The 17,147-nt window shown below is 68.2% G+C and carries 21 protein-coding genes; 19 read left to right on the forward strand and 2 right to left on the reverse strand.

What is annotated here, in order from left to right:
- Window positions 1-67 precede the first annotated feature (67 nt).
- From MST27_RS17010 to MST27_RS17035, 6 genes are read left to right on the forward strand one after another with little or no spacing between them, the layout of a single operon-like run.
- Window positions 68-1,012 (forward strand): SctD/MshK family protein, encoded by a 945-nt coding sequence (locus tag MST27_RS17010; protein WP_243607120.1) that lies wholly within the window; start codon window positions 68-70, stop codon window positions 1,010-1,012.
- Window positions 1,013-1,014: 2 nt separating this feature from the next.
- Window positions 1,015-1,371 (forward strand): hypothetical protein, encoded by a 357-nt coding sequence (locus MST27_RS17015; RefSeq protein ID WP_243607121.1) that lies wholly within the window; start codon window positions 1,015-1,017, stop codon window positions 1,369-1,371.
- Entirely contained in the window at window positions 1,371-1,703 is a 333-nt protein-coding gene (gene sctY / locus MST27_RS17020; RefSeq protein WP_243607122.1) for a type III secretion apparatus assembly chaperone SctY, read from the forward strand. Before MST27_RS17015 ends, sctY begins: the two co-directional genes overlap by 1 nt.
- The gene (sctV, locus tag MST27_RS17025; RefSeq protein ID WP_243607123.1) at window positions 1,700-3,838 is read left to right on the forward strand and encodes a type III secretion system export apparatus subunit SctV; all 2,139 of its coding nucleotides are present in this window, start codon (window positions 1,700-1,702) and stop codon (window positions 3,836-3,838) included. Before sctY ends, sctV begins: the two co-directional genes overlap by 4 nt.
- A complete protein-coding gene (locus MST27_RS17030; protein ID WP_243607124.1) occupies window positions 3,835-5,112 on the forward strand; it encodes a type II and III secretion system protein family protein in 1,278 nt (425 codons plus the stop codon). The genes sctV and MST27_RS17030 overlap by 4 nt, the downstream gene beginning before the upstream one ends.
- An 11-nt stretch (window positions 5,113-5,123) precedes the next feature.
- Window positions 5,124-5,519 carry a hypothetical protein gene (locus MST27_RS17035; protein WP_243607125.1) on the forward strand — a complete coding sequence of 132 codons (396 nt, stop codon included), beginning with the start codon at window positions 5,124-5,126 and terminating at the stop codon, window positions 5,517-5,519.
- Between the two features lie 11 nt (window positions 5,520-5,530).
- On the opposite strand, the gene MST27_RS17040 is transcribed toward MST27_RS17035, so the two are convergent.
- Entirely contained in the window at window positions 5,531-6,307 is a 777-nt protein-coding gene (locus MST27_RS17040; protein ID WP_243607126.1) for a tetratricopeptide repeat protein, read from the reverse strand.
- Window positions 6,308-6,394: 87 nt separating this feature from the next.
- Here MST27_RS17040 and MST27_RS17045 point away from each other — a divergent pair, with 87 nt between their 5' ends.
- From MST27_RS17045 to MST27_RS17105, 13 genes are all read left to right on the forward strand, one after another.
- Window positions 6,395-7,033 carry a type III secretion protein gene (locus tag MST27_RS17045; RefSeq protein WP_243607127.1) on the forward strand — a complete coding sequence of 213 codons (639 nt, stop codon included), beginning with the start codon at window positions 6,395-6,397 and terminating at the stop codon, window positions 7,031-7,033.
- A 17-nt stretch (window positions 7,034-7,050) separates the two neighbouring features.
- Window positions 7,051-7,266: a hypothetical protein gene (locus MST27_RS17050; RefSeq protein ID WP_243607128.1), complete on the forward strand. Its 216-nt coding sequence runs from the start codon at window positions 7,051-7,053 to the stop codon at window positions 7,264-7,266.
- 108 nt (window positions 7,267-7,374) lie between these two features.
- Entirely contained in the window at window positions 7,375-7,704 is a 330-nt protein-coding gene (locus MST27_RS17055; RefSeq protein ID WP_420864254.1) for a hypothetical protein, read from the forward strand.
- Window position 7,705: 1 nt separating this feature from the next.
- A complete protein-coding gene (sctJ, locus tag MST27_RS17060; protein WP_243607130.1) occupies window positions 7,706-8,476 on the forward strand; it encodes a type III secretion system inner membrane ring lipoprotein SctJ in 771 nt (256 codons plus the stop codon).
- Window positions 8,473-9,093, forward strand: coding sequence for a type III secretion protein (locus tag MST27_RS17065; RefSeq protein WP_243607131.1), 621 nt, complete (start codon window positions 8,473-8,475; stop codon window positions 9,091-9,093). The genes sctJ and MST27_RS17065 overlap by 4 nt, the downstream gene beginning before the upstream one ends.
- Window positions 9,090-9,680, forward strand: a complete 591-nt coding sequence (locus MST27_RS17070) for a FliH/SctL family protein (protein ID WP_243607132.1) — start codon at window positions 9,090-9,092, stop codon at window positions 9,678-9,680. The genes MST27_RS17065 and MST27_RS17070 overlap by 4 nt, the downstream gene beginning before the upstream one ends.
- On the forward strand, window positions 9,677-11,002 hold the full coding sequence (locus tag MST27_RS17075) for a FliI/YscN family ATPase (RefSeq protein WP_243607133.1): 1,326 nt from the start codon (window positions 9,677-9,679) through the stop codon (window positions 11,000-11,002). Before MST27_RS17070 ends, MST27_RS17075 begins: the two co-directional genes overlap by 4 nt.
- Complete coding sequence (locus MST27_RS17080; protein WP_243607134.1) at window positions 10,999-11,481, forward strand: hypothetical protein; 483 nt, start codon at window positions 10,999-11,001, stop codon at window positions 11,479-11,481. The genes MST27_RS17075 and MST27_RS17080 overlap by 4 nt, the downstream gene beginning before the upstream one ends.
- Window positions 11,478-12,479 carry a FliM/FliN family flagellar motor switch protein gene (locus tag MST27_RS17085; RefSeq protein WP_243607135.1) on the forward strand — a complete coding sequence of 334 codons (1,002 nt, stop codon included), beginning with the start codon at window positions 11,478-11,480 and terminating at the stop codon, window positions 12,477-12,479. Before MST27_RS17080 ends, MST27_RS17085 begins: the two co-directional genes overlap by 4 nt.
- Window positions 12,476-13,129, forward strand: coding sequence for a type III secretion system export apparatus subunit SctR (gene sctR / locus MST27_RS17090; RefSeq protein WP_243607136.1), 654 nt, complete (start codon window positions 12,476-12,478; stop codon window positions 13,127-13,129). The genes MST27_RS17085 and sctR overlap by 4 nt, the downstream gene beginning before the upstream one ends.
- Before the next feature lie 3 nt (window positions 13,130-13,132).
- Complete coding sequence (locus MST27_RS17095) at window positions 13,133-13,402, forward strand: EscS/YscS/HrcS family type III secretion system export apparatus protein (protein WP_243607137.1); 270 nt, start codon at window positions 13,133-13,135, stop codon at window positions 13,400-13,402.
- A gap of 3 nt (window positions 13,403-13,405) precedes the next feature.
- Entirely contained in the window at window positions 13,406-14,221 is an 816-nt protein-coding gene (gene sctT, locus MST27_RS17100; protein ID WP_243607138.1) for a type III secretion system export apparatus subunit SctT, read from the forward strand.
- The gene (locus tag MST27_RS17105; protein ID WP_243607139.1) at window positions 14,214-15,263 is read left to right on the forward strand and encodes an EscU/YscU/HrcU family type III secretion system export apparatus switch protein; all 1,050 of its coding nucleotides are present in this window, start codon (window positions 14,214-14,216) and stop codon (window positions 15,261-15,263) included. The genes sctT and MST27_RS17105 overlap by 8 nt, the downstream gene beginning before the upstream one ends.
- A gap of 111 nt (window positions 15,264-15,374) precedes the next feature.
- Here MST27_RS17105 and MST27_RS17110 read toward each other — a convergent pair whose 3' ends face one another.
- The gene (locus MST27_RS17110; RefSeq protein ID WP_243607140.1) at window positions 15,375-16,970 is read right to left on the reverse strand and encodes an ATP-binding protein; all 1,596 of its coding nucleotides are present in this window, start codon (window positions 16,968-16,970) and stop codon (window positions 15,375-15,377) included.
- Between the last annotated feature and the right edge of the window lie 177 nt (window positions 16,971-17,147).

Here is a 17,147-nt window from a genome sequence, read left to right on the forward strand (position 1 = left end):
GACGACGGTTTGGCCGTCCCTCGCAGCGCTTGGTCCCGCCCGCGTTTGGTTTCGATAGGTGATCCAGATGACAGCCATGGCTTCCTTCCCGTCAGGCGCTGAACACCATCACACCTCGATGCTCACCGTGCTCGAAGGGGTTCATCAGGGCGTGTCCCTGCCTCTGGATATGGCGGCCTGCAGCATTGGCGCAGGTCAGCAATCGGATCTGGTACTCGGTGACCCAGGTGTCGCCGAGCTTCACGTGACGCTGCGATTGGCCGCGCGTCACGTTTCGGTGGAGGCGCTGGGTGGCGACGTCAGCGTCATCACAGCGAATGGCCGCAGGGTGTCGGTCGCTCAGGGCAGCGGCTATCGAGCCCGTCTGCCGCTCCAGCTCATGGTTGGCCAGGCCCGACTGGCGCTCGCGGCGCCTGGTCGTGAAGGGGAGGTCGCCGCACCGCCGGTGTGGAACGGCACCCTGCAATGGATGATGGCCATCCTGTTCATGTTCATCTGTGCCGGCGCCCTGGCCGTGCTGCGCGAAGAGGCCGCGCCGGTGCAGGCGGGCCTGGCACGTGAGGCGGATGCGATCCGGCCAGTGGTGGACCGGCCCGCGCCCGACGCGATACGCGCCGAGCTCGAACGCGACGTCCAGGCCGCCGGGTTGGAGGGCGTGAGCATCACTCTCCAGGGCGGCCACCTCGTTGCGCGCGGCAGCGTCGCTCCCGAGCAGCAGGCACAGTGGGCCGAGCTGCAGCGCGCATTCGACGGCCGCCATGGTCGCCATGTGCCGCTGCACAGCGAGGTCAGCCTGCGCGAGCCGTTCAAGCAGCCCCGGGTGCGGCTCCAGGCGGTCTGGTTCGGCGCCAACCCCTATGTGATCGATGCCGCCGGCGAACATCTGTATCCCGGCGCCGCGCTCGAGGACGGCTGGATTCTCCAAGCGATCGAGGCGGATCGGCTCGTGCTGGCGCGTGGCGAAGAGCGCTTCGCGTTCACCCTGGACGGCCCCGGTACGGACGAAGGTTGAGCATGAGGGTCGATCCCGCGGTTCGCCCGTCCTCCGCCCCGGTCCGCCCGGCGGAGGCGCCTGCGCGCACCGAGTCGCCCAATCGCACAGCCGACTTCGAAGCGCTGCTCAAAGGCCGCGGTGCCGGCGAGCGGCGATCGCTGCAGCACGGCCTGCAGCGGCTCGGCGAGGTCGGCAGCGTCGAGCCTTCGCTGTTTTCCAGCTCGCGAGCCCTGGCCCTGCTCGAACATGCCCGCGAGCACATCGTTCCCGCCCTGCAGACCGACCCGCAGACCCGCGCACTGGCCGATGCGGTGCTGGCGCAGGAAATCGAGTGGCGGCAGCTGCTCGATGGCTATCGACACGAGGAGGAGGCCTGATGTCGACACGCGACCGCGAGGCGGCCCAGCTGCTGCAAGGGCTGGGCGAGATCTACCAGCGCTGCGGCCAGGCGCAGAAGGCGCTGGTCATGTTTCTCCTGGCCAGCCAGGTGCTGCCCGGCGACACCACGTTGCTGCGCAACCTGGTCATCGCCTTCACCGCGCAGGGCGATGGCGAACGGGCCTTGCGCGCCCTGGACCAACTGATCGCGCTCGAAGGCGAATCGCCGGCGACCTGGTTGCTGCGCAGCCGCGCCTGCTGGCATGCCGGACGGCCCCAGGACGCCCGCGACAGTTTCGAGCACTACCTGCAGGAGCGCCGGCGCGCATGACCTTGACCTCCCGACTCAACGGCCTGGCACGGCTCGCGTCGCAGCGTACCGACGTGGTCATCGCGGCGTTCATGCTCATGGCCGTGACCATGATGATCATCCCGCTGCCGACCTACCTGGTGGATCTGCTGATCGGGACGAACATCGCACTGAGCATCCTGATCCTCATCGTCGCGTTCTACATCACCCGTGCCGTCGAGCTCTCGGCGTTGCCGCCGTTGATCCTGCTGAGCACGCTGTTCCGGCTGTCTCTGTCGATCACCACCACCCGCCTGATCCTCCTCGATGGCGATGCGGGCAACATCGTCAAGGCGTTCGGAGACTTCGTCATTGCTGGCGAGGTGGTCGTCGGCCTGGTGATCTTCCTGATCATCACCGTGGCGCAGTTCGTGGTGATCACCAAGGGCGCCGAGCGCGTCGCCGAGGTCGCGGCGCGCTTCACTCTCGATGCCATGCCGGGCAAGCAGATGAGCATCGACAACGATCTGCGTAACGGCGACATCGACCAGGCCACGGCCCGCCAGCGGCGTTCGGACCTCGAACGCGAGAGCCAGCTGTTCGGTGCCATGGACGGGGCGATGAAGTTCGTCAAGGGCGACGCCATCGCTGGGTTGGTGATCCTCGCGGTCAACCTGATCGGCGGCCTGCTCATCGGCATGCTCGACCGCGGCATGAGTTTCTCCGACGCGGTGCACACCTATTCGCTGCTCACCGTCGGTGATGGTTTGATTGCACAGATTCCGGCGCTGCTGATCTCCGTGGCGGCCGGGACCGTGGTCACCCGGGTCAAGAACGAGGGCTCCGATCAGGACCTGGGCACCGAGATCTTCCACCAGCTCGGTTCCAGCGCCCGGGCCATGGGGCTGACCGCGGCGATCCTCGCCGGTGTGAGTCTGTTGCCGGGCTTCCCTGCAGTGGTATTCCTCAGCCTGGCGTTGATCCTCGGGGTGGCGGCGTATCGGTTGTCGCGCCGCAGCACAGCGGCTGCCGACGAGGCGCAGCCGGAGCCGGGACCGGCGCCGCAGGCGGATGCCGACGACAGCGAGTCGGCACCCGTGCCGATGCCCGCACCGGACTGCCGGGTGCTGCTCACGCTGGGCACGGGGCTCGCGGCGATGGTGCCGCAACAGCCCATGCAGCAGCGCCTCGAGGCGCTCTGTCATCAGCTGCAGAGCGAGCTCGGGCTCAACTTCCCGGTACCGGGCCTGTATGTCGAGATCGGCAGCGCCGAGGATCGTTTCAGCATCGCCCTCGAAGGCGTGCCGGTCGCCGAGGGTGAGGTGCCGGCCGGCCACCTGCTGTTGCAGGACGACCCGTTGCATCTGGAATTGATGAACGTGCCGAGCCTGGAGGCGACCTCCCCACTGACGCGCCGCGCCGCGCATTGGGTGGCGCGTGAGCACGAGGCGCAGCTGCAGCAGGCGGGCATCGGTTACCTGCGCGTGGATGAACTGCTGCGCGAGGTGCTCGATCGCACGCTGCGCCAGTATGCCGGGGACTTTCTCGGTATCCAGGAAACCCGCCAGCTGCTCGAGCGCATCGAGCCGAGCTACGGTGAGTTGGTCAAGGAAGCGCTGCGCCTGGTCTCCTTGCAGCGCATGGCCGAGGCGCTGCGGCTGCTGGTCGAGGAGGGCGTGTCGATTCGCAACCAGCGTGCGCTGCTCGAGTCGATGGTCGAATGGGGTGGGCGGGATGCCGACGTGGTGCGGCTGGTCGAGCACCTGCGGGCCTCGCTGGCCCGGCAGATAAGCCATCAGCATGCCGACCGCAACCGCGTGATCGCCGCCTGGGTCTTGCAGCCCGAATCCGAGGAACGGTTGCGCGGCGCCATACGGCGGCTCGATTCGTCTCGTGAAATGCTTCCCGAGGAGCTCGTCCGCCCCCTGGCCGCGAGCCTACGGCAGGCCTGCACCGAGCTGCCGGATGGCCAGCGCGGCGTGCTGGTGGTGCGCCCGGAACTGCGACGCTGCATTCGGCGCCTGGCGCTGCGCGAGTCACTCGAACTGAGCGTGCTCTCCTATCGTGAACTGGCGCCCGAATACAGCCTGCACGCGCTGGCCAGCCTGGCGCTGCCCCAGGCCTCCCGGCCGGAGACGGCCTCCCGCAAGACCACCAGCCTGGCGAGTGCGTCATGACGATCTTTGCTCGATGTGTCGCCCTGTGGCTTGCGTTGGTTTTCGCCGCCCCGCTGAGCGCCCAGACGATCGGCCGTGGCAGCACCGCGACGGTCGAGCTGGCGGCGGGCGAGGGGCGCGTGCTGCGCTTCGAGTCGCCGGTGGATTCGGTGCTGGTGGCTGAGCCCGGTATCGCCGATCTGCAGGTCGTGTCCGCCGGGACGATCTACGTGTTTGGCAAGCGGCCCGGGCAGACCAGCCTGATCGCGCTGGACAGCGGCGAACGTGAACTGGCTTCGCTGAAACTGTCGGTCAGCGCCAACGCGCAGCCGGCCGCCGAAGCGATGCGACGGCTCGACCCGAAGACAGGCGTCACCCTGGCCGGCGCCGGCGGCCGTCTGATGGCCGGCGGCGAGGTGGGCAGCGTCGGCGAGGCGCTCAGCCTCAATGCCCTGCTCGATCCGGCGAGCGAAGAGCCGGTCAACGCCGCGACCCTCGACCAGTCGGCGCAGGTCAATATCCGCGTGCGCTTCGCCGAGGTATCGCGCGAGGAGCTGTTGCGCTACGGCGTCAACTGGAGCGCGCTGTTCAACAACGGCACCTTCTCCTTTGGGCTGGTCACCAGCAGCGGCCTGACCGGTGCGGCGAACCTGATCAGCGCCGGCGTCAGCTCGGGCAACGTCAACATCGACGCGATGCTCGAGGCACTGCAGAGCAACGGGGTGCTGGAAATCCTTGCCGAGCCCAACATCACCGCCATGACCGGGGAGACGGCCAGCTTCCTCGCCGGCGGCGAGGTGCCGATTCCGGTGCCGGTCAACAGCGAGATGGTGGGCATCGAATACAAGCCCTACGGCGTTTCGCTGCTGTTCAACCCGACGCTGCTGCCCAGCGGTCGCATTGCGCTGCAGGTGCGCCCCGAGGTGAGCAGCCTAATGGGCACCAGCCCGGTGGACATCTCGGGCTTTCGCGTGCCGGCGTTTCGTGTGCGCCGCGCCGATACCCGTGTCGAGGTCGGCAGCGGGCAAACCTTCGCCATCGCCGGGCTGTTCCAGCGTGACAGCAGCCAGGACATCGAGAAGCTGCCGCTGCTCGGCGACATGCCGGTGCTGGGCAACCTGTTCCGCTCCAAGCGCTTCCAGCGCAACGAGACCGAACTGGTCATCCTGATCACGCCCTACCTGGTCGACCCGGTTCGCCAACCGTCGCTGGCCACGCCGCTGGACGGTGCGCCAGCGACCGCCAGCGGGGTGACGCACCTGTCCAGCGGCCCGTTCGGGTTCTACATCCAATGAGGCGCTTATCGATGAATGTGGCCAGCGTGGTGCTGTTCGGTGCGCTTCTAGCCGGCTGCCAGACGCATCTCGAGCCGCGTGAATATCCCAAGGGCTATGGCACCTTGACCGGCACCGATGGCCGGACCCTGTTGGTGCCACAGGCGTGTCTGGAGCCTGTCGTGGTCGATCAGCCAGGTGACGGTTCGGCGCCGATGCTTCCGCCCGGCTGCGCCAACAGCCTCAACCTGCTGCAGATGGTCGAGCGCCGCGAAGACCTGCTCGAAGGCCGGCAAACCGGGCCGGCCATGGCCGCGCCGGTCGGCCGCGCGGCGCAGCTGTATCTCAATGGTGTGCAGACCGAGGAACAGCGGCGTCGCCAGCAGGAACAGCAAAGCCAGACCGACACCCGCCGGGGGGCACAATGAGGCGGGTGACGTTATTCCGTTTTGATCAGGCCCAGGGCGCGTGCCCGGGCCGCGGGGTCTGTGATCGCGGCGATGCGTTGCGCCTGGGCGATCAGGGCGTCGCGTTCCGCGGCTGTGGCGTTATCCAGACGCAGACTGGCGGCCCGTTCCGGCTGCCCGCTGAGCACGAGGATCAGCAGGGTATTGCGTTGATGGCGCGGCAGGATGCGCGGCGACTGGTCGAGGTCGGCGATTTCCCTCAGGGCCTTGTCCGGCTGCCCATTCAACGCATAGGCCAGCGCCAGGTTGTAACGCGCGTCCAGGTCGTCAGGATCGAGCGCGACCGCCCGTGCGAAGGCAGCTTGGGCGGCAGCCGGTTGCCCACGCAACGCCTCGACGACGCCCAGGCGGCTATGGGCGACAGGCACGTCCAGACGGGACGCCGCGCTGGCGAGCGTCGTGGCGGCGCGCGCGAGTTCGCCCAGGTGCAGTTGTGCGGTGCCCAGACCCAGCAACAGCTCGGCATCGTCCGGGGCCAGCTCCAGCGCCTGCCGGTAAGCCAGCTCGGCACCGCGCGCGTCACCACTGTCGAGGCGGGCTCTAGCCAGGCGCTGCCAGCTTTCGGCGTTCGCACCGGGCTGCTGGGTCGCCTGCTGGTACAACGAGGCGGCGCTGGCCGAATCGCCGCGGCGCTCGACGTCCTGTGCAAGGGTCATCAGGCGCGCGTGGCTGTCGTCGGTCGGGCCGGACGCGCAAGCGCCGAGCAACAGGCAGAGCAGCAATGGCCGAACAGGTTTGAGAGTGGGCAAACGCATGGCTCCTTGGCGGCGGGGGCGGCAGGCGCGGTCGCGGTGGCGACCGGGCGGCCATTGTACAAGCCGCGCGGCGCCAGGCCAGTGCCGTCGCGCCCAATATCGAGCCCTTGTCGCGGCATCGGCGCTGCGCTGTTGCTGATCGTGCTGCTCGGCGGCCTGGCCGGGCGTGCCGTCGGGGCGGTGGAGCCTTACTGGTACGACCAGCCCTACGGGTACGTGGTGATCGACCAGAGCCTGCGTGACGCGCTGGAAGCCTTCGGCCGCAACCTCGGCGTTCCGGTGGTGATCGCCAAGCAGGTCGGCGGCAAGGCGCCGAGCAACCTGCGTGCCGACAGCGCTGGCGACTTCCTCGACACCCTGTGTGCCCACAACGGCCTGACCTGGTTCTACGACGGCGGCGTGCTGCATGTCACGCGTGACGAAGAGGTCGAGATCCGCCAGTTCATGGCGGATGGCTTCGAGGCGATCGAGCTCGAGCAGGCGCTCGACGCACTCGGCGTCGCCGGCAATCACCTGGCCATTCGCGGCGGCGCCGACGGCGAGCCGGTGATGGTTTCCGGCCCACCGCCCTATATGGCGCTGGTCGAGCAATGGATCGAACGGCGCCGCCCGGCCCCTGACGTCGTCGCCCGCGGACAGACCCGTGAGCGCGGCGTGCGCGTGTTTCGTGGCAGCGTCAGCGAAGTGAGCAACCCAACGGGCACAGCCCAGACACCCTGAAAGCGGAGGAAAAGCCCATGGCCGTCAATCCTGTCGACAACAGCGTTATCACCCCTACCAGTCCCGAAGCGGAGTTCAACGCGGCGGTGGACAACGCCGAAACCGAGCTGACCGATGCCGAGTTCGAAGAACAGATGATCACCGGCGCGATCACCATCGGCGGGCAGTTCATCCTCATGCCGATGGCACAGAACATCCTCAACGAAGCCATGTCCGGCGAGGACGATGAATAACGGAGGCCCACGATGACAGCCAGCGCAGCGAGTGCGGCAATCACCACGGCGGTGCCGGCCGGGAGCGGGCAGGAGGTGCTGCAGGCCTCGCAGAACCTCTTCGAGCACATGGCCGGCCGGGCCCAGGGCATGCCTCAGGGCGCCAGCCCGAACCAGATCGGCGATAACCTGATGTCGCGGCTCGATGGGTTCATCGACCGTTCCCGCCGCTTCAGTGAGCGGGTCGACGGCGGTCTGGTCGACCAACCACCCGTGGCGCAGGCCGCTGCGGGCGACGGGCTGACCCGTCCGGCGCCGGCCACGGTGGCAGAGCCCCAGGTCAACCAACTGATGCACTCGCTGAGCCTGATGTTCGACTACTCCATCGAGACGCAGATGGTGGTGCGCGGCGCCACACAGGTGTCCGGTTCGGCCAATACCCTGTTGCGGGGGCAATGAGATGAGCGGATCGCCCTGGCGTCATGTGCTGGTCGTCGTCTTCGCGCTGCTGCTGCAGGCGTGCGACACCGACCTGTACACCAACCTCAGCGAGCGCGAGGCCAACAGCATGCTGGCGACCTTGCTGCGCGAAGGCATACCGGCCGAGCGCAAGGTGAGCGACGGGCAGATCACGCTCAGCGTGCCGAAGGACCGTTTCGCCGAAGCCATGGAAGTGCTCGATCAGGCTGGCCTGCCACGGCAGCGTTTTTCCAACATGGGCGAGGTGTTCAAGAACAACGGCCTGGTCTCCTCGCCGGTGCAGGAGCGGGCGCAGATGGTCTATGCGCTGAGCGAGGAGCTGTCGCACACCGTGTCGCAGATCGACGGCGTGGTCTCGGCGCGGGTACACGTGGTGCTGCCGGACAACGACCTGCTCAAGCGGGTGATCGCACCCTCGTCAGCCTCGGTCCTGGTCCGCTACGAGGCCAGCACGGCGGTCGACCAGCTGATACCACAGATCAAGACCCTGGTCGCCAACGGCATTTCCGGCCTCAGCTACGAAGGCGTGTCGGTGACAGCGGTCGAGGCGGCCAGCCGCTCGGCCGGCGACAGTCGCCCGCCGATGGTCTCCTTTCTCGGCATCTGGGTGCTGGAGGCCAACCTGTCACGGGCACGACTGCTGTTCGGCGTGCTGGCCGGCCTGGTCGTCGCGCTCGGCGGCGCGCTGGGCTGGCAATTCTGGCGCGAGCGCCAGGGCGGCGCGCTGTACCGCCTGAAGGTGAGCGAATGAGCACGGCAACGCTGCCGCTGCGCGAGCAGATGGCCGACCTATCCGCCTGGCTGCCGGCCGAACGTCTGGCCGAGTGCTTTGGCGGTGCGCTGTCGCCGGAGCAGGCCCAGGCGCTCGCCGCGCCGTCACGCTTTCGCGGACGCATCGCCCAGCTGGTCGCGCAACGTTTCGAGTTGGCGAACCTGGAGCAGGCAATCGAGGGGCTGTCGGAGGCGGACCTGCAGGTGTTGCAGCTGCCGGCGCCGGCGCTGGCCCGGCTGCCGCGTTGGTGTGGCGCGGTATTGCACGGCGCCACGCTGGCCCGGGAGATTCGTCGCGAGCAGGTCGCCCTGCTGCAACAGCAACTGGGCCGGGAACTGTTCGCCTTTGCCGTGGCGCAACGAACGCTGGGCCGTAGCGCCAACCTGCTGCTCGAAGCCGAGGCGCTGGTTGCCGCCATCGATCGCGACGGGCAGGCCTGCCTGGGGGCCTGGGTCGAGACCTTGGCCCCGGCCGCGCAGGGCTGGGCCCGCTTGATCCTCCCGGGGTTGCCCGCCTCGACGGACGCCCGGGCCGGCGAGATCGTGCGCCTGGTCGCGCGGGTGCTGGCCGCCGAAAGCAAGGAGGAGCAGCCATGAGCGGATTGCCCACCCGGCCGCCCCAGCGCATCCTGCGGGCGGCCGAAGCGGATGCCTGGACAGACGGCTTCGCCTTTCTCGACGCTGCCCAGGCCCAGGCGGATCGAGTGGAGACCGAACGCCGCGAAGCCCTCGAGGCCGCTCGACGCGAAGGCTACGACGCTGGCCGCGCGGAGGGCTTGCAGGCCGCCGCCGGTTTGCTCGCGCGGACCCAGGCGCAGGTCGACCGCTACCTGGCCGAGCTGGAGCCGGCGCTGGCCGACCTCGCCCTGGATATCACCCGCCGTTTGCTCGGCGAATACGCCCCTGACGAGCGCCTGGCGCGACTGACGCGCGCGGCGTTGTCCGATTTCCGAGAAGGGCAGGCGCTCGACCTGCATGTGCCGCCAGCGTTGCTCGACGGCGTTCGTCAGCGCTTGCAGGACGCCGGGCTCGCCTCGCTGACCCTGATCGCCGACCGCACGCTGGCCGACGGGCAGGCGCGCCTGTCCAGTCCGGCGGCCGCGGTCGAACTGGACGTCGATGCCCAACTGCAGGCGGTGCGCGAAGCGCTGCTGCCGCATGCGTTGCCGGAGCGCCAGCCATGAACGCGGCATTGCAGGACCTGCTGCCGCGTCTGACCCGGCGCCTGCAAGATGCCCAACCGCGCCCGCCACGTGGACGCATCATCAGCATCCGCGGCACGCTGGTACACGCCAGCGTGGCGTGCGTCAGCATCGGGGAGCTCTGCCACCTGCACGATCCGCTGAGTGGGCAGGCGCTGCAGGCCGAAGTCGTCGGCTTCGACGGCGAGCACGCGATCCTCGCGCCGATCGGCTCGCTGGATGGGCTGTCGAGCCGCACCGAGGTCATCCCCAGTGGCGCCAGCCTGAGCGTGCGGGTCGGCGATGCGCTGCTCGGCAGGGTGGTCAGCCCGTTGGGTGAATGCCTGGATGGCCGGCCGCCCTCGAGCTCGGCAGGGTTTGCTCGTTATCCACTGCATGCCGAGCCGCCGGCGCCCTTCGCGCGCCAACCCATCGACCAGGCCATGCCGCTGGGCATCCGAGCCATCGACGGCCTGATGACCGTCGCCCGTGGCCAGCGCGTCGGCCTGTTCGGCGAGCCGGGCGTGGGCAAGTCCTCGCTGCTGGCGAACATCGTGCGTGGCTGCGAGGCCGAGGTGATCGTCATCGGGCTGATCGGCGAGCGTGGCCGCGAGGTGCGCGAGCTGCTCGAGCAGGGGCTCGATGCCAAGGCGCGGGCGCGCAGCGTGGCGGTGGTCGCCACCTCGGACCGGCCGGCGACCGAGCGGGTCAAGGCGGCCTATGTCGCCACCGCGATGGCCGAGTACCACCGCGACCAGGGCCGGCACGTGCTGCTGCTGATGGACAGCCTGACGCGCTTCGCCCGGGCGCAGCGCGAGATTGGCCTGGCCGTGGGCGAGCCGCCGACCCGCCGCGGCTATCCACCTTCCTTCTTTTCGGCCCTACCACGCCTGCTGGAACGCGCCGGGCCGGCCGCGCGAGGCAGCATCACCGCGATCTACACGGTGCTCACCGAAGGCGAGGCGAGCCTGGACCCGGTGGCCGAGGAAGCCCGTTCGATTCTCGACGGCCACATCGTGCTCAGTGCTGCCCTGGCGCAGCGCGAGCATTTTCCCGCCATCGACGTGCTGCACAGCCGCAGCCGCCTCATGGAGCGGGTCGCCGACCCCGATCACCGGCGCATGGCCGGTCGCATTCGTGAGCTGATGGCGCGCTACGACGAGGTCGAATTGCTGATGCGTATCGGCGAGTACAGCACCGGCAGCGACGCCCTGGCGGACGAGGCGATTGCCCGACGCGAGGCGATCGACGCTTTTCTTCGCCAACCCGATGGGGCCTGCAGCCGGCACGACATGCTGCGCCAGATGCGCAAGGTGTTGGCATGACACCGCGCGACCTGCAGCAGCTGCACGCTGTGCGTCAGCGCCGTGAACAGCAGGCGGCCAGCGCCAGCGCGTTGCAGCGCCAGGCCTGTGCGGCGGCGCAGGCGGCACTGGCCGATGCGCGTGACGAGGCCGAGGCGCTGCGCCAAGCACTGCAGCAGCGCGCCGACAGGCTGAACGCCAGCGCTGTCGCCGCTGCGTTGCCGGTGCCCCAGTGGCTGGCGGCGCAGGCCGAGGTCGAGGCGCAGCGCGAGTGTTACCTGGCCTCGCTGGAGGCGGTCGAGGCCGCGCGCCAGGCACGTTCGCAGCAACGTGAATATCAGCTCGAGCGAGATCGTGAATTGCGCCGCTGCCAGCGTCGCCTTCAGGCGTGGGACAGCCTGCTGGGGCGTGCCCGCCAGGCGGCCTGGCGCGCCGAGGAATGCCACGACGAGCAGGAGCAGGGCGAGCGGCCCTGGTCGTTCCAGGAGGTGACCCGATGATGCTGGCCGAACCCATCCCCGGACTGGCGCTGTTGCCGTACCGGCCTCGCGAAATCTTCGACCCGCGCTGGCTGGCGCTGCACAACCGTCTGCATCGCTGTCGCCATCTGCCGGACCTGCGCTATCGCGATCAGCCGCTACGGCTGCACTGGCCATGCGTGGCGGCGCCGATCGAGCGGCCGGTTGCGCTCTCGCTGACGCTCGACGATCAACCGCTGCGCCTGTGCATTCCGGGAGCGCTGGTAGAACTGCCGTCGTCCGTTCCCCCGGGGCTGGCGCGGGCGCTGCTGGCCGAGCAGGCCCTGCTGGACCTGATCCAGCCGCTCGAGCAGGCGCTTGGCGGTGCCATCCGCGTGGTCGATGTCGGCGAGCCCGAGGGCTCGCCCTTGCCGTTGCGCCTGAAGGTCGGCCTGACCCTGGGCGATGCGCCGACCCTAGGGATGGAGCTGCACCTGAGCGCGGCGGTCGCCGAGCGCGTGCTCGGGCTGCTCGAGAGCTGCCCGATGCAGCGTCACGCCTTCGATGAATGGCCGCTGCAGCGGCGCGTCGAGGCCGGTTGGCAATGGTTGACGCTGGGCGAACTGCACAGCCTCGAACCGGGCGACGTGGTCATGCTCGATCACCCCGGAAACGGCGCGCTGCGCCTGTCGATTCAGGACCAGCTGCAGGCGCTCTGCGTGCCCAGGGCCGACGGCCTGCACCTCCAGCAATTTCTACAATCATCTTTGGAGACTCCCATGAACAATGAAGCCGCCATCGCCCCGGGAGCGGACACCGCGCTGGACGACCTGCAATTGCAGCTGGTCTGTCAGCTGGGCAGCAGCCAGTTGTCGCTCGCCGAGCTTCGCGAGCTGGGCGAGGGCAGCGTGTTGCCCCTGGCGGCACGGGAGCCGGATGCGGTCGATCTCACGGTGAACGGTTGTCGGGTCGGGCGTGGCCAACTGGTGCGCATCGGCGAAGGCCTCGGCGTTCGAATCATCAGTCTTGCGCGCCCATGACCGACTACCAGCCCAATCTCATCGAGATCATCCTGGTCGTCGCGACGATCGGGTTGATCCCGCTGGCGGTGGTCACGCTCACCGGCTTTCTGAAGATATCGGTGGTGCTCTTCCTCATCCGCAACGCCCTAGGCGTGCAGCAGACGCCACCGAATCTGGTGCTCTACGGCATCGCGCTGATCCTTTCGGTGTACGTCACCACGCCGCTGATCGGCGACATGTACCGCGCGGTGGAGGGGCGCTCGTTGAGCGTCGAGCGAGTCGATGACCTCAAGGCGCTCGGCGGGGCGCTGCGCGAACCCTTGCAGGCGCACCTGTCGCGCTATGCCAACGAGTCCGAGCGCCAGTTCTTCATGCAGGCCACCGAAACCATCTGGTCCGAAGAGGCGCGTGCGGAACTTCAGGAAGACGACCTGCTGGTGCTGATCCCGGCCTTCGTCAGCTCGGAGCTGACGCGCGCCTTCGAGATCGGCTTCCTGCTCTACATTCCGTTTCTGGTGATCGACCTGCTGGTCTCCAACGTGCTGATGGCGATGGGCATGATGATGGTCTCGCCCACGCTGATCTCCATTCCCCTAAAAATCTTTCTGTTCGTGGCGTTGAGCGGCTGGTCGCGCCTGATGCACGGGCTGATCCTCAGCTACGGGTGATCCATGGGGCAGGACGTCTTTCTCACCGTGATGAACCAGGCGCTGATGACGGTATTGCTGCTGTCGGCGCCAGCGCTGGGCCTGGCCATCCTCATCGGTCTGAGTGTCGGGTTGATCCAGGCGCTGACCCAGGTGCAGGACCAGACGCTGCCGCAGGCCGTGAAGCTGGTCGGGGTACTGCTCCTGCTGATCTTTACCGGCCCGTTGCTGGCCGGGCAGGTGGTCGCGCTCGGCGATCTGGTGCTGAACAACTTCGCGGCCTGGACTCGCTGACGCATGGACGCCGGCCTCGGGCTCAGCATCGTCGAAGTCGCCTATCCGGTGATCGCCGCGGCGGCCCTGGCGGCCGCCCGTGCGCTGGGCGTGGTGATGATCACGCCGGCGTTCAACCGCCTCGGGTTGACGGGCATGCTGCGCTCCTGCGTGGCGGTGGCGATCTCGGTGCCGATGTTCCTGCCCGTGTTCGCCTCGCTCAGCAGCGGGCCGGAGCAGGGTGGGCTGCTGCTCGTCGGGCTCCTGCTCAAGGAACTGCTGATCGGCCTGACGGTGGGATTGCTGTTCGGCATCCCGTTCTGGGCTGCTGAGGTGGCCGGCGAGCTGATCGACCTGCAGCGCGGCTCGACCATGGCGCAGCTGCTCGATCCACTGGCGAGCGGCGAATCCGGTGTGTCGTCCACGCTGCTCACCGTCACGCTGATCACGCTGTTCTTCATGTCCGGCGGCTTCATCCTGATGGTCGACGGCTACTACCACAGCTACCGGTTCTGGCCGGTCACCTCCTTCACGCCGGTGATCGCGGCGCCCGCACTGGAGGCGGTGCTGGCGATCCTCGATCAGGTGATGCGCATCGGGGTGCTGCTGGTCGCTCCATTGGTCATCGCCTTGCTGGTGGTGGACATGATGCTCGCCTACCTGGCCCGCATGGCGCCGCAGCTGAACATCTTCGACCTGTCGCTGGCGGTGAAGAACCTCATCTTCGCCGTGCTGATGGTGCTCTACGTCGGCTTCCTGATCCCGCTGATGCTCGACCAGCTCAGCGAATTCCGCGGCACCATCGAGCTGCTCAAGACCCTGGCAGGCGCGGATGGCTGAGCCCAGCGAGGAGAAATCCCAGCCGGCCTCGCCGAAAAAGCTGCGCGATGCACGGGACAAGGGGCAGGTCGCCAAGAGCCAGGACATGGTGTCGGCCATGTCCCTGCTCGGTTGCACCCTCTGCCTGATCGTATTGGTGCCGCGTGCCGAGGCGCAGCTGCGCGAACTGATCGACCTGACCACGCAGATCTACCTCGAGCCTTTCGCCAGCGTCTGGCCGCGGCTGCTGGATGCCGCCGAGCAACTGGTGCTGACCCTGACGCTGCCGCTGCTGGCGGTGACGCTCGGTACCAGCGTGCTCACCAACGTCATCAGCATGGGCGGCGCGCTGTTCTCCGCCGAGCCGGTCAAGCCGGACTTCAAGCGCATCAATCCGGTCGAAGGCCTCAAGCGCATCTTCGCCATGCGCAACCTGGTGGAGTTTCTCAAGGGGCTGTTCAAGGTCGTGGCGCTGGCGACCGCCTTCTACGTGATCGGCCGGCTGGCCCTGCAGGCGCTGCTGACTTCCTCGCTGTGCGGTGCGGGATGTGTCGAGGCGACCTTCTACGCGTTTCTCACCCCGCTGGTGGTGACGGTGATCCTCGCGTTCCTGCTGGTCGGCGGATTCGACGTGCTCATGCAGCGTTGGCTGTTCGGCCGCGACATGCGCATGACGCGCTCCGAGCACAAGCGCGAACGCAAGGACCTGGACGGCGACCCGCTGATCAAGCGCGAGCGTCAGCGCCTGCGCCAACAGATGCAGGCACTGGGCACGCGCAAGATCGGTGTGGCGCGTGCGACGCTGATGATCGGCAGTGCCGATGGCTGGCTGGTGGGGGTGCGCTACGTGCGGGGCGAGACGCCGGTGCCGGTGGTGGTGTGTCGGGTGCAGGGCGCGCAGGCCGGGGCATTGCTGGGTGAGGCGACGGCGCTGGGCATCGCCCAGGCCTTCAACCCGGAACTGGGGGCAAGGATTGCCAAGCGGGCCATGTTGGGTGATCCGGTGCCGGATACGACGTTTCAGGAGGTCGCGGACCTTCTGGTTGCCGCGAGACTGATCTAAGCGGACATCAGTCCATGCGCTGAACCGTCGTGCTCGGCGCTGCCATCAGAGCGTCCGGCAGCCCCTCATCCCGGCCCTCTCCCCACCCGGGAGAGGGCGCTCGCCAAGGGCCTAACTCACCGACAGACGCAACACGTCCAGATGCGGTTGCGCACGCGAGCGCTCACCCGCCTGGCGCGTAACCGCCGCGGGGCGGGTCAGTTCGGTTTCCATGACCAGCCGCGCTTCACCCCCCAGCTGGCTGCCCGCGTCTTTCAGCAGGCGCATGTAATGGTTGGCATAGCGGGCACTGGCGGCCTTGGCTTCGCCGGCCGCTTCGAGCTTCTGCTGAGCGTAGGCGCGCGTGATTTCGCTCATGCAGTAGCGCCGGGCGCTGGCCTGCTTGCGGATTTGCAGCAGGGACTTGTCCACCAGTTGCTCGATCAGCGAGAGCAGGTCGTCCTGTTCGTTGGCGCCCGCCACCACCGCCCGGACTTCGCCCAGGGTGAAGGAGGCGCGAAACACCGATAACTGGCGCAGCAAGGCCTGTTCGGTCGCAGACAGCGCCGCATAGGACCAGTCGAGCAATGCCGCCAGGCTGCCGTGGCGAGGGTCGGCGGTGCGGCGCCCCTTCATCTGCAGATAGCCGGAGCGGTCGAGCAGTTGCGGCAGGTCGCGAAGGCCGCAGGCGCGTACCCGGGCGGCGACGATGTCCAGGGCCAGCGGGTTGCCTTCGAGCGTGCGGCAGATGCGCACCATGGGTTCGAGGTCGGTTTCCTGCAGGACGAAGCCGGTGTCATGGGCCGTCATCCGCTCCACCAAGAGGCGCACCGCGGTGTAGTCCAGTGCCTGCTCGAGCGTGAGGGGTTGGCCCGGTTCGGGATAATCGAGTGGTTCGACACGGCGCACCACCTCGCCCTCGACGTTGAGCGGCTCGCGGCTGGTGACCAGCACGTGGCAGCCGGGTACCCAGCGCAACAGCCACTGGACGGCGCTCGCCACGGCGTCGAGGTGATGGTCGCAGTTGTCCAGCAGCAGGAGGCTGCGCTGGCTTGCCGGGCGGGCGGCGGAGGCTGTCTGGGTGAGGGACTGCTCCAGGTTCAACAGCGCGGCGATGCGTTCGGCCAGCTTCTCCTGCTCGCCCAGCCGCGACGCGTCCAGGTAATGCAGGTGCTCGAAGCGAGCCGCCATCTCACCATTGAGCAAGGCCAGCGCGACGCTGCTCTTGCCGATACCGCCAGGACCGGCGAGGGTCACCAGGCGGCGCTGGCGCAAGTCGCTGGCCAGGGTGTCGAGCAGCGCTTGGCGGCCGACCAGCTCGCTGACCAGCGCGGGGACGCCGGTGCGCTCGGTCGCCGGGACCGGCTCGCTGGTGGCGGCGTCCTCCGGCATCACGAAGCGATAGCCGCGGCCTGGGACAGTGACGATGTAGTTGAAGCCGGTGTCGTCAACCAGGACGCGTCGCAACGCCACGATCTGCGCGCGCAGGTTGCATTCCTCGACGATCACGCGTGGCCAGGCCCGCGCCATCAGTTCGGTCTTTTCCACCAGTTCGCCGGCCCGCTCGGTCAGCGCGACGAGCAGGTCCAGGGCGCGGCCGCCGAGGACGATACGGCTGCCGTTCTTGAGTAGCAGGTGCTGGTTGGGCAGCAGTGTGAAGGGGCCGAAGCGATAGAAGGTTTCCTGTCCGCACAGCGGGGGGAGGTCAAAGGTCTTGCTCGGGGTCATGCGTACACCGTTTCAGGTAGGAACTCAGATCGGGCTCGAGCGCCACGTACTGCGGACCGTATCGGTCAACGTTAGCCCGGGATGGAGCGCGGCCATGCCGAATGATTACGACGACCTGCGAAGGGCAGTACAGCAATGCATGGTGAGTCCTCTTGTTGGTTTTGTTCATGGATCAAA

Source organism: Stutzerimonas marianensis (assembly GCF_022810315.1).
GTDB lineage: Bacteria > Pseudomonadota > Gammaproteobacteria > Pseudomonadales > Pseudomonadaceae > Stutzerimonas > Stutzerimonas marianensis.

What these genes read in the sequence shown, in the direction of transcription:
- MST27_RS17010 (WP_243607120.1), top strand. Translation starts at nt 68, where the DNA reads ATGACAGCCATGGCTTCCTTCCCGTCAGGCGCTGAACACCATCACACC.
- MST27_RS17015 (WP_243607121.1), top strand. Translation starts at nt 1,015, where the DNA reads ATGAGGGTCGATCCCGCGGTTCGCCCGTCCTCCGCCCCGGTCCGCCCG.
- sctY (WP_243607122.1), top strand. Translation starts at nt 1,371, where the DNA reads ATGTCGACACGCGACCGCGAGGCGGCCCAGCTGCTGCAAGGGCTGGGC.
- sctV (WP_243607123.1), top strand. Translation starts at nt 1,700, where the DNA reads ATGACCTTGACCTCCCGACTCAACGGCCTGGCACGGCTCGCGTCGCAG.
- MST27_RS17030 (WP_243607124.1), top strand. Translation starts at nt 3,835, where the DNA reads ATGACGATCTTTGCTCGATGTGTCGCCCTGTGGCTTGCGTTGGTTTTC.
- MST27_RS17035 (WP_243607125.1), top strand. Translation starts at nt 5,124, where the DNA reads ATGAATGTGGCCAGCGTGGTGCTGTTCGGTGCGCTTCTAGCCGGCTGC.
- MST27_RS17050 (WP_243607128.1), top strand. Translation starts at nt 7,051, where the DNA reads ATGGCCGTCAATCCTGTCGACAACAGCGTTATCACCCCTACCAGTCCC.
- MST27_RS17055 (WP_420864254.1), top strand. Translation starts at nt 7,375, where the DNA reads ATGGCCGGCCGGGCCCAGGGCATGCCTCAGGGCGCCAGCCCGAACCAG.
- sctJ (WP_243607130.1), top strand. Translation starts at nt 7,706, where the DNA reads ATGAGCGGATCGCCCTGGCGTCATGTGCTGGTCGTCGTCTTCGCGCTG.
- MST27_RS17065 (WP_243607131.1), top strand. Translation starts at nt 8,473, where the DNA reads ATGAGCACGGCAACGCTGCCGCTGCGCGAGCAGATGGCCGACCTATCC.
- MST27_RS17070 (WP_243607132.1), top strand. Translation starts at nt 9,090, where the DNA reads ATGAGCGGATTGCCCACCCGGCCGCCCCAGCGCATCCTGCGGGCGGCC.
- MST27_RS17075 (WP_243607133.1), top strand. Translation starts at nt 9,677, where the DNA reads ATGAACGCGGCATTGCAGGACCTGCTGCCGCGTCTGACCCGGCGCCTG.
- MST27_RS17080 (WP_243607134.1), top strand. Translation starts at nt 10,999, where the DNA reads ATGACACCGCGCGACCTGCAGCAGCTGCACGCTGTGCGTCAGCGCCGT.
- MST27_RS17085 (WP_243607135.1), top strand. Translation starts at nt 11,478, where the DNA reads ATGATGCTGGCCGAACCCATCCCCGGACTGGCGCTGTTGCCGTACCGG.
- sctR (WP_243607136.1), top strand. Translation starts at nt 12,476, where the DNA reads ATGACCGACTACCAGCCCAATCTCATCGAGATCATCCTGGTCGTCGCG.
- MST27_RS17095 (WP_243607137.1), top strand. Translation starts at nt 13,133, where the DNA reads ATGGGGCAGGACGTCTTTCTCACCGTGATGAACCAGGCGCTGATGACG.
- sctT (WP_243607138.1), top strand. Translation starts at nt 13,406, where the DNA reads ATGGACGCCGGCCTCGGGCTCAGCATCGTCGAAGTCGCCTATCCGGTG.
- MST27_RS17105 (WP_243607139.1), top strand. Translation starts at nt 14,214, where the DNA reads ATGGCTGAGCCCAGCGAGGAGAAATCCCAGCCGGCCTCGCCGAAAAAG.
- MST27_RS17110 (WP_243607140.1), bottom strand. Translation starts at nt 16,970, where the DNA reads ATGACCCCGAGCAAGACCTTTGACCTCCCCCCGCTGTGCGGACAGGAA.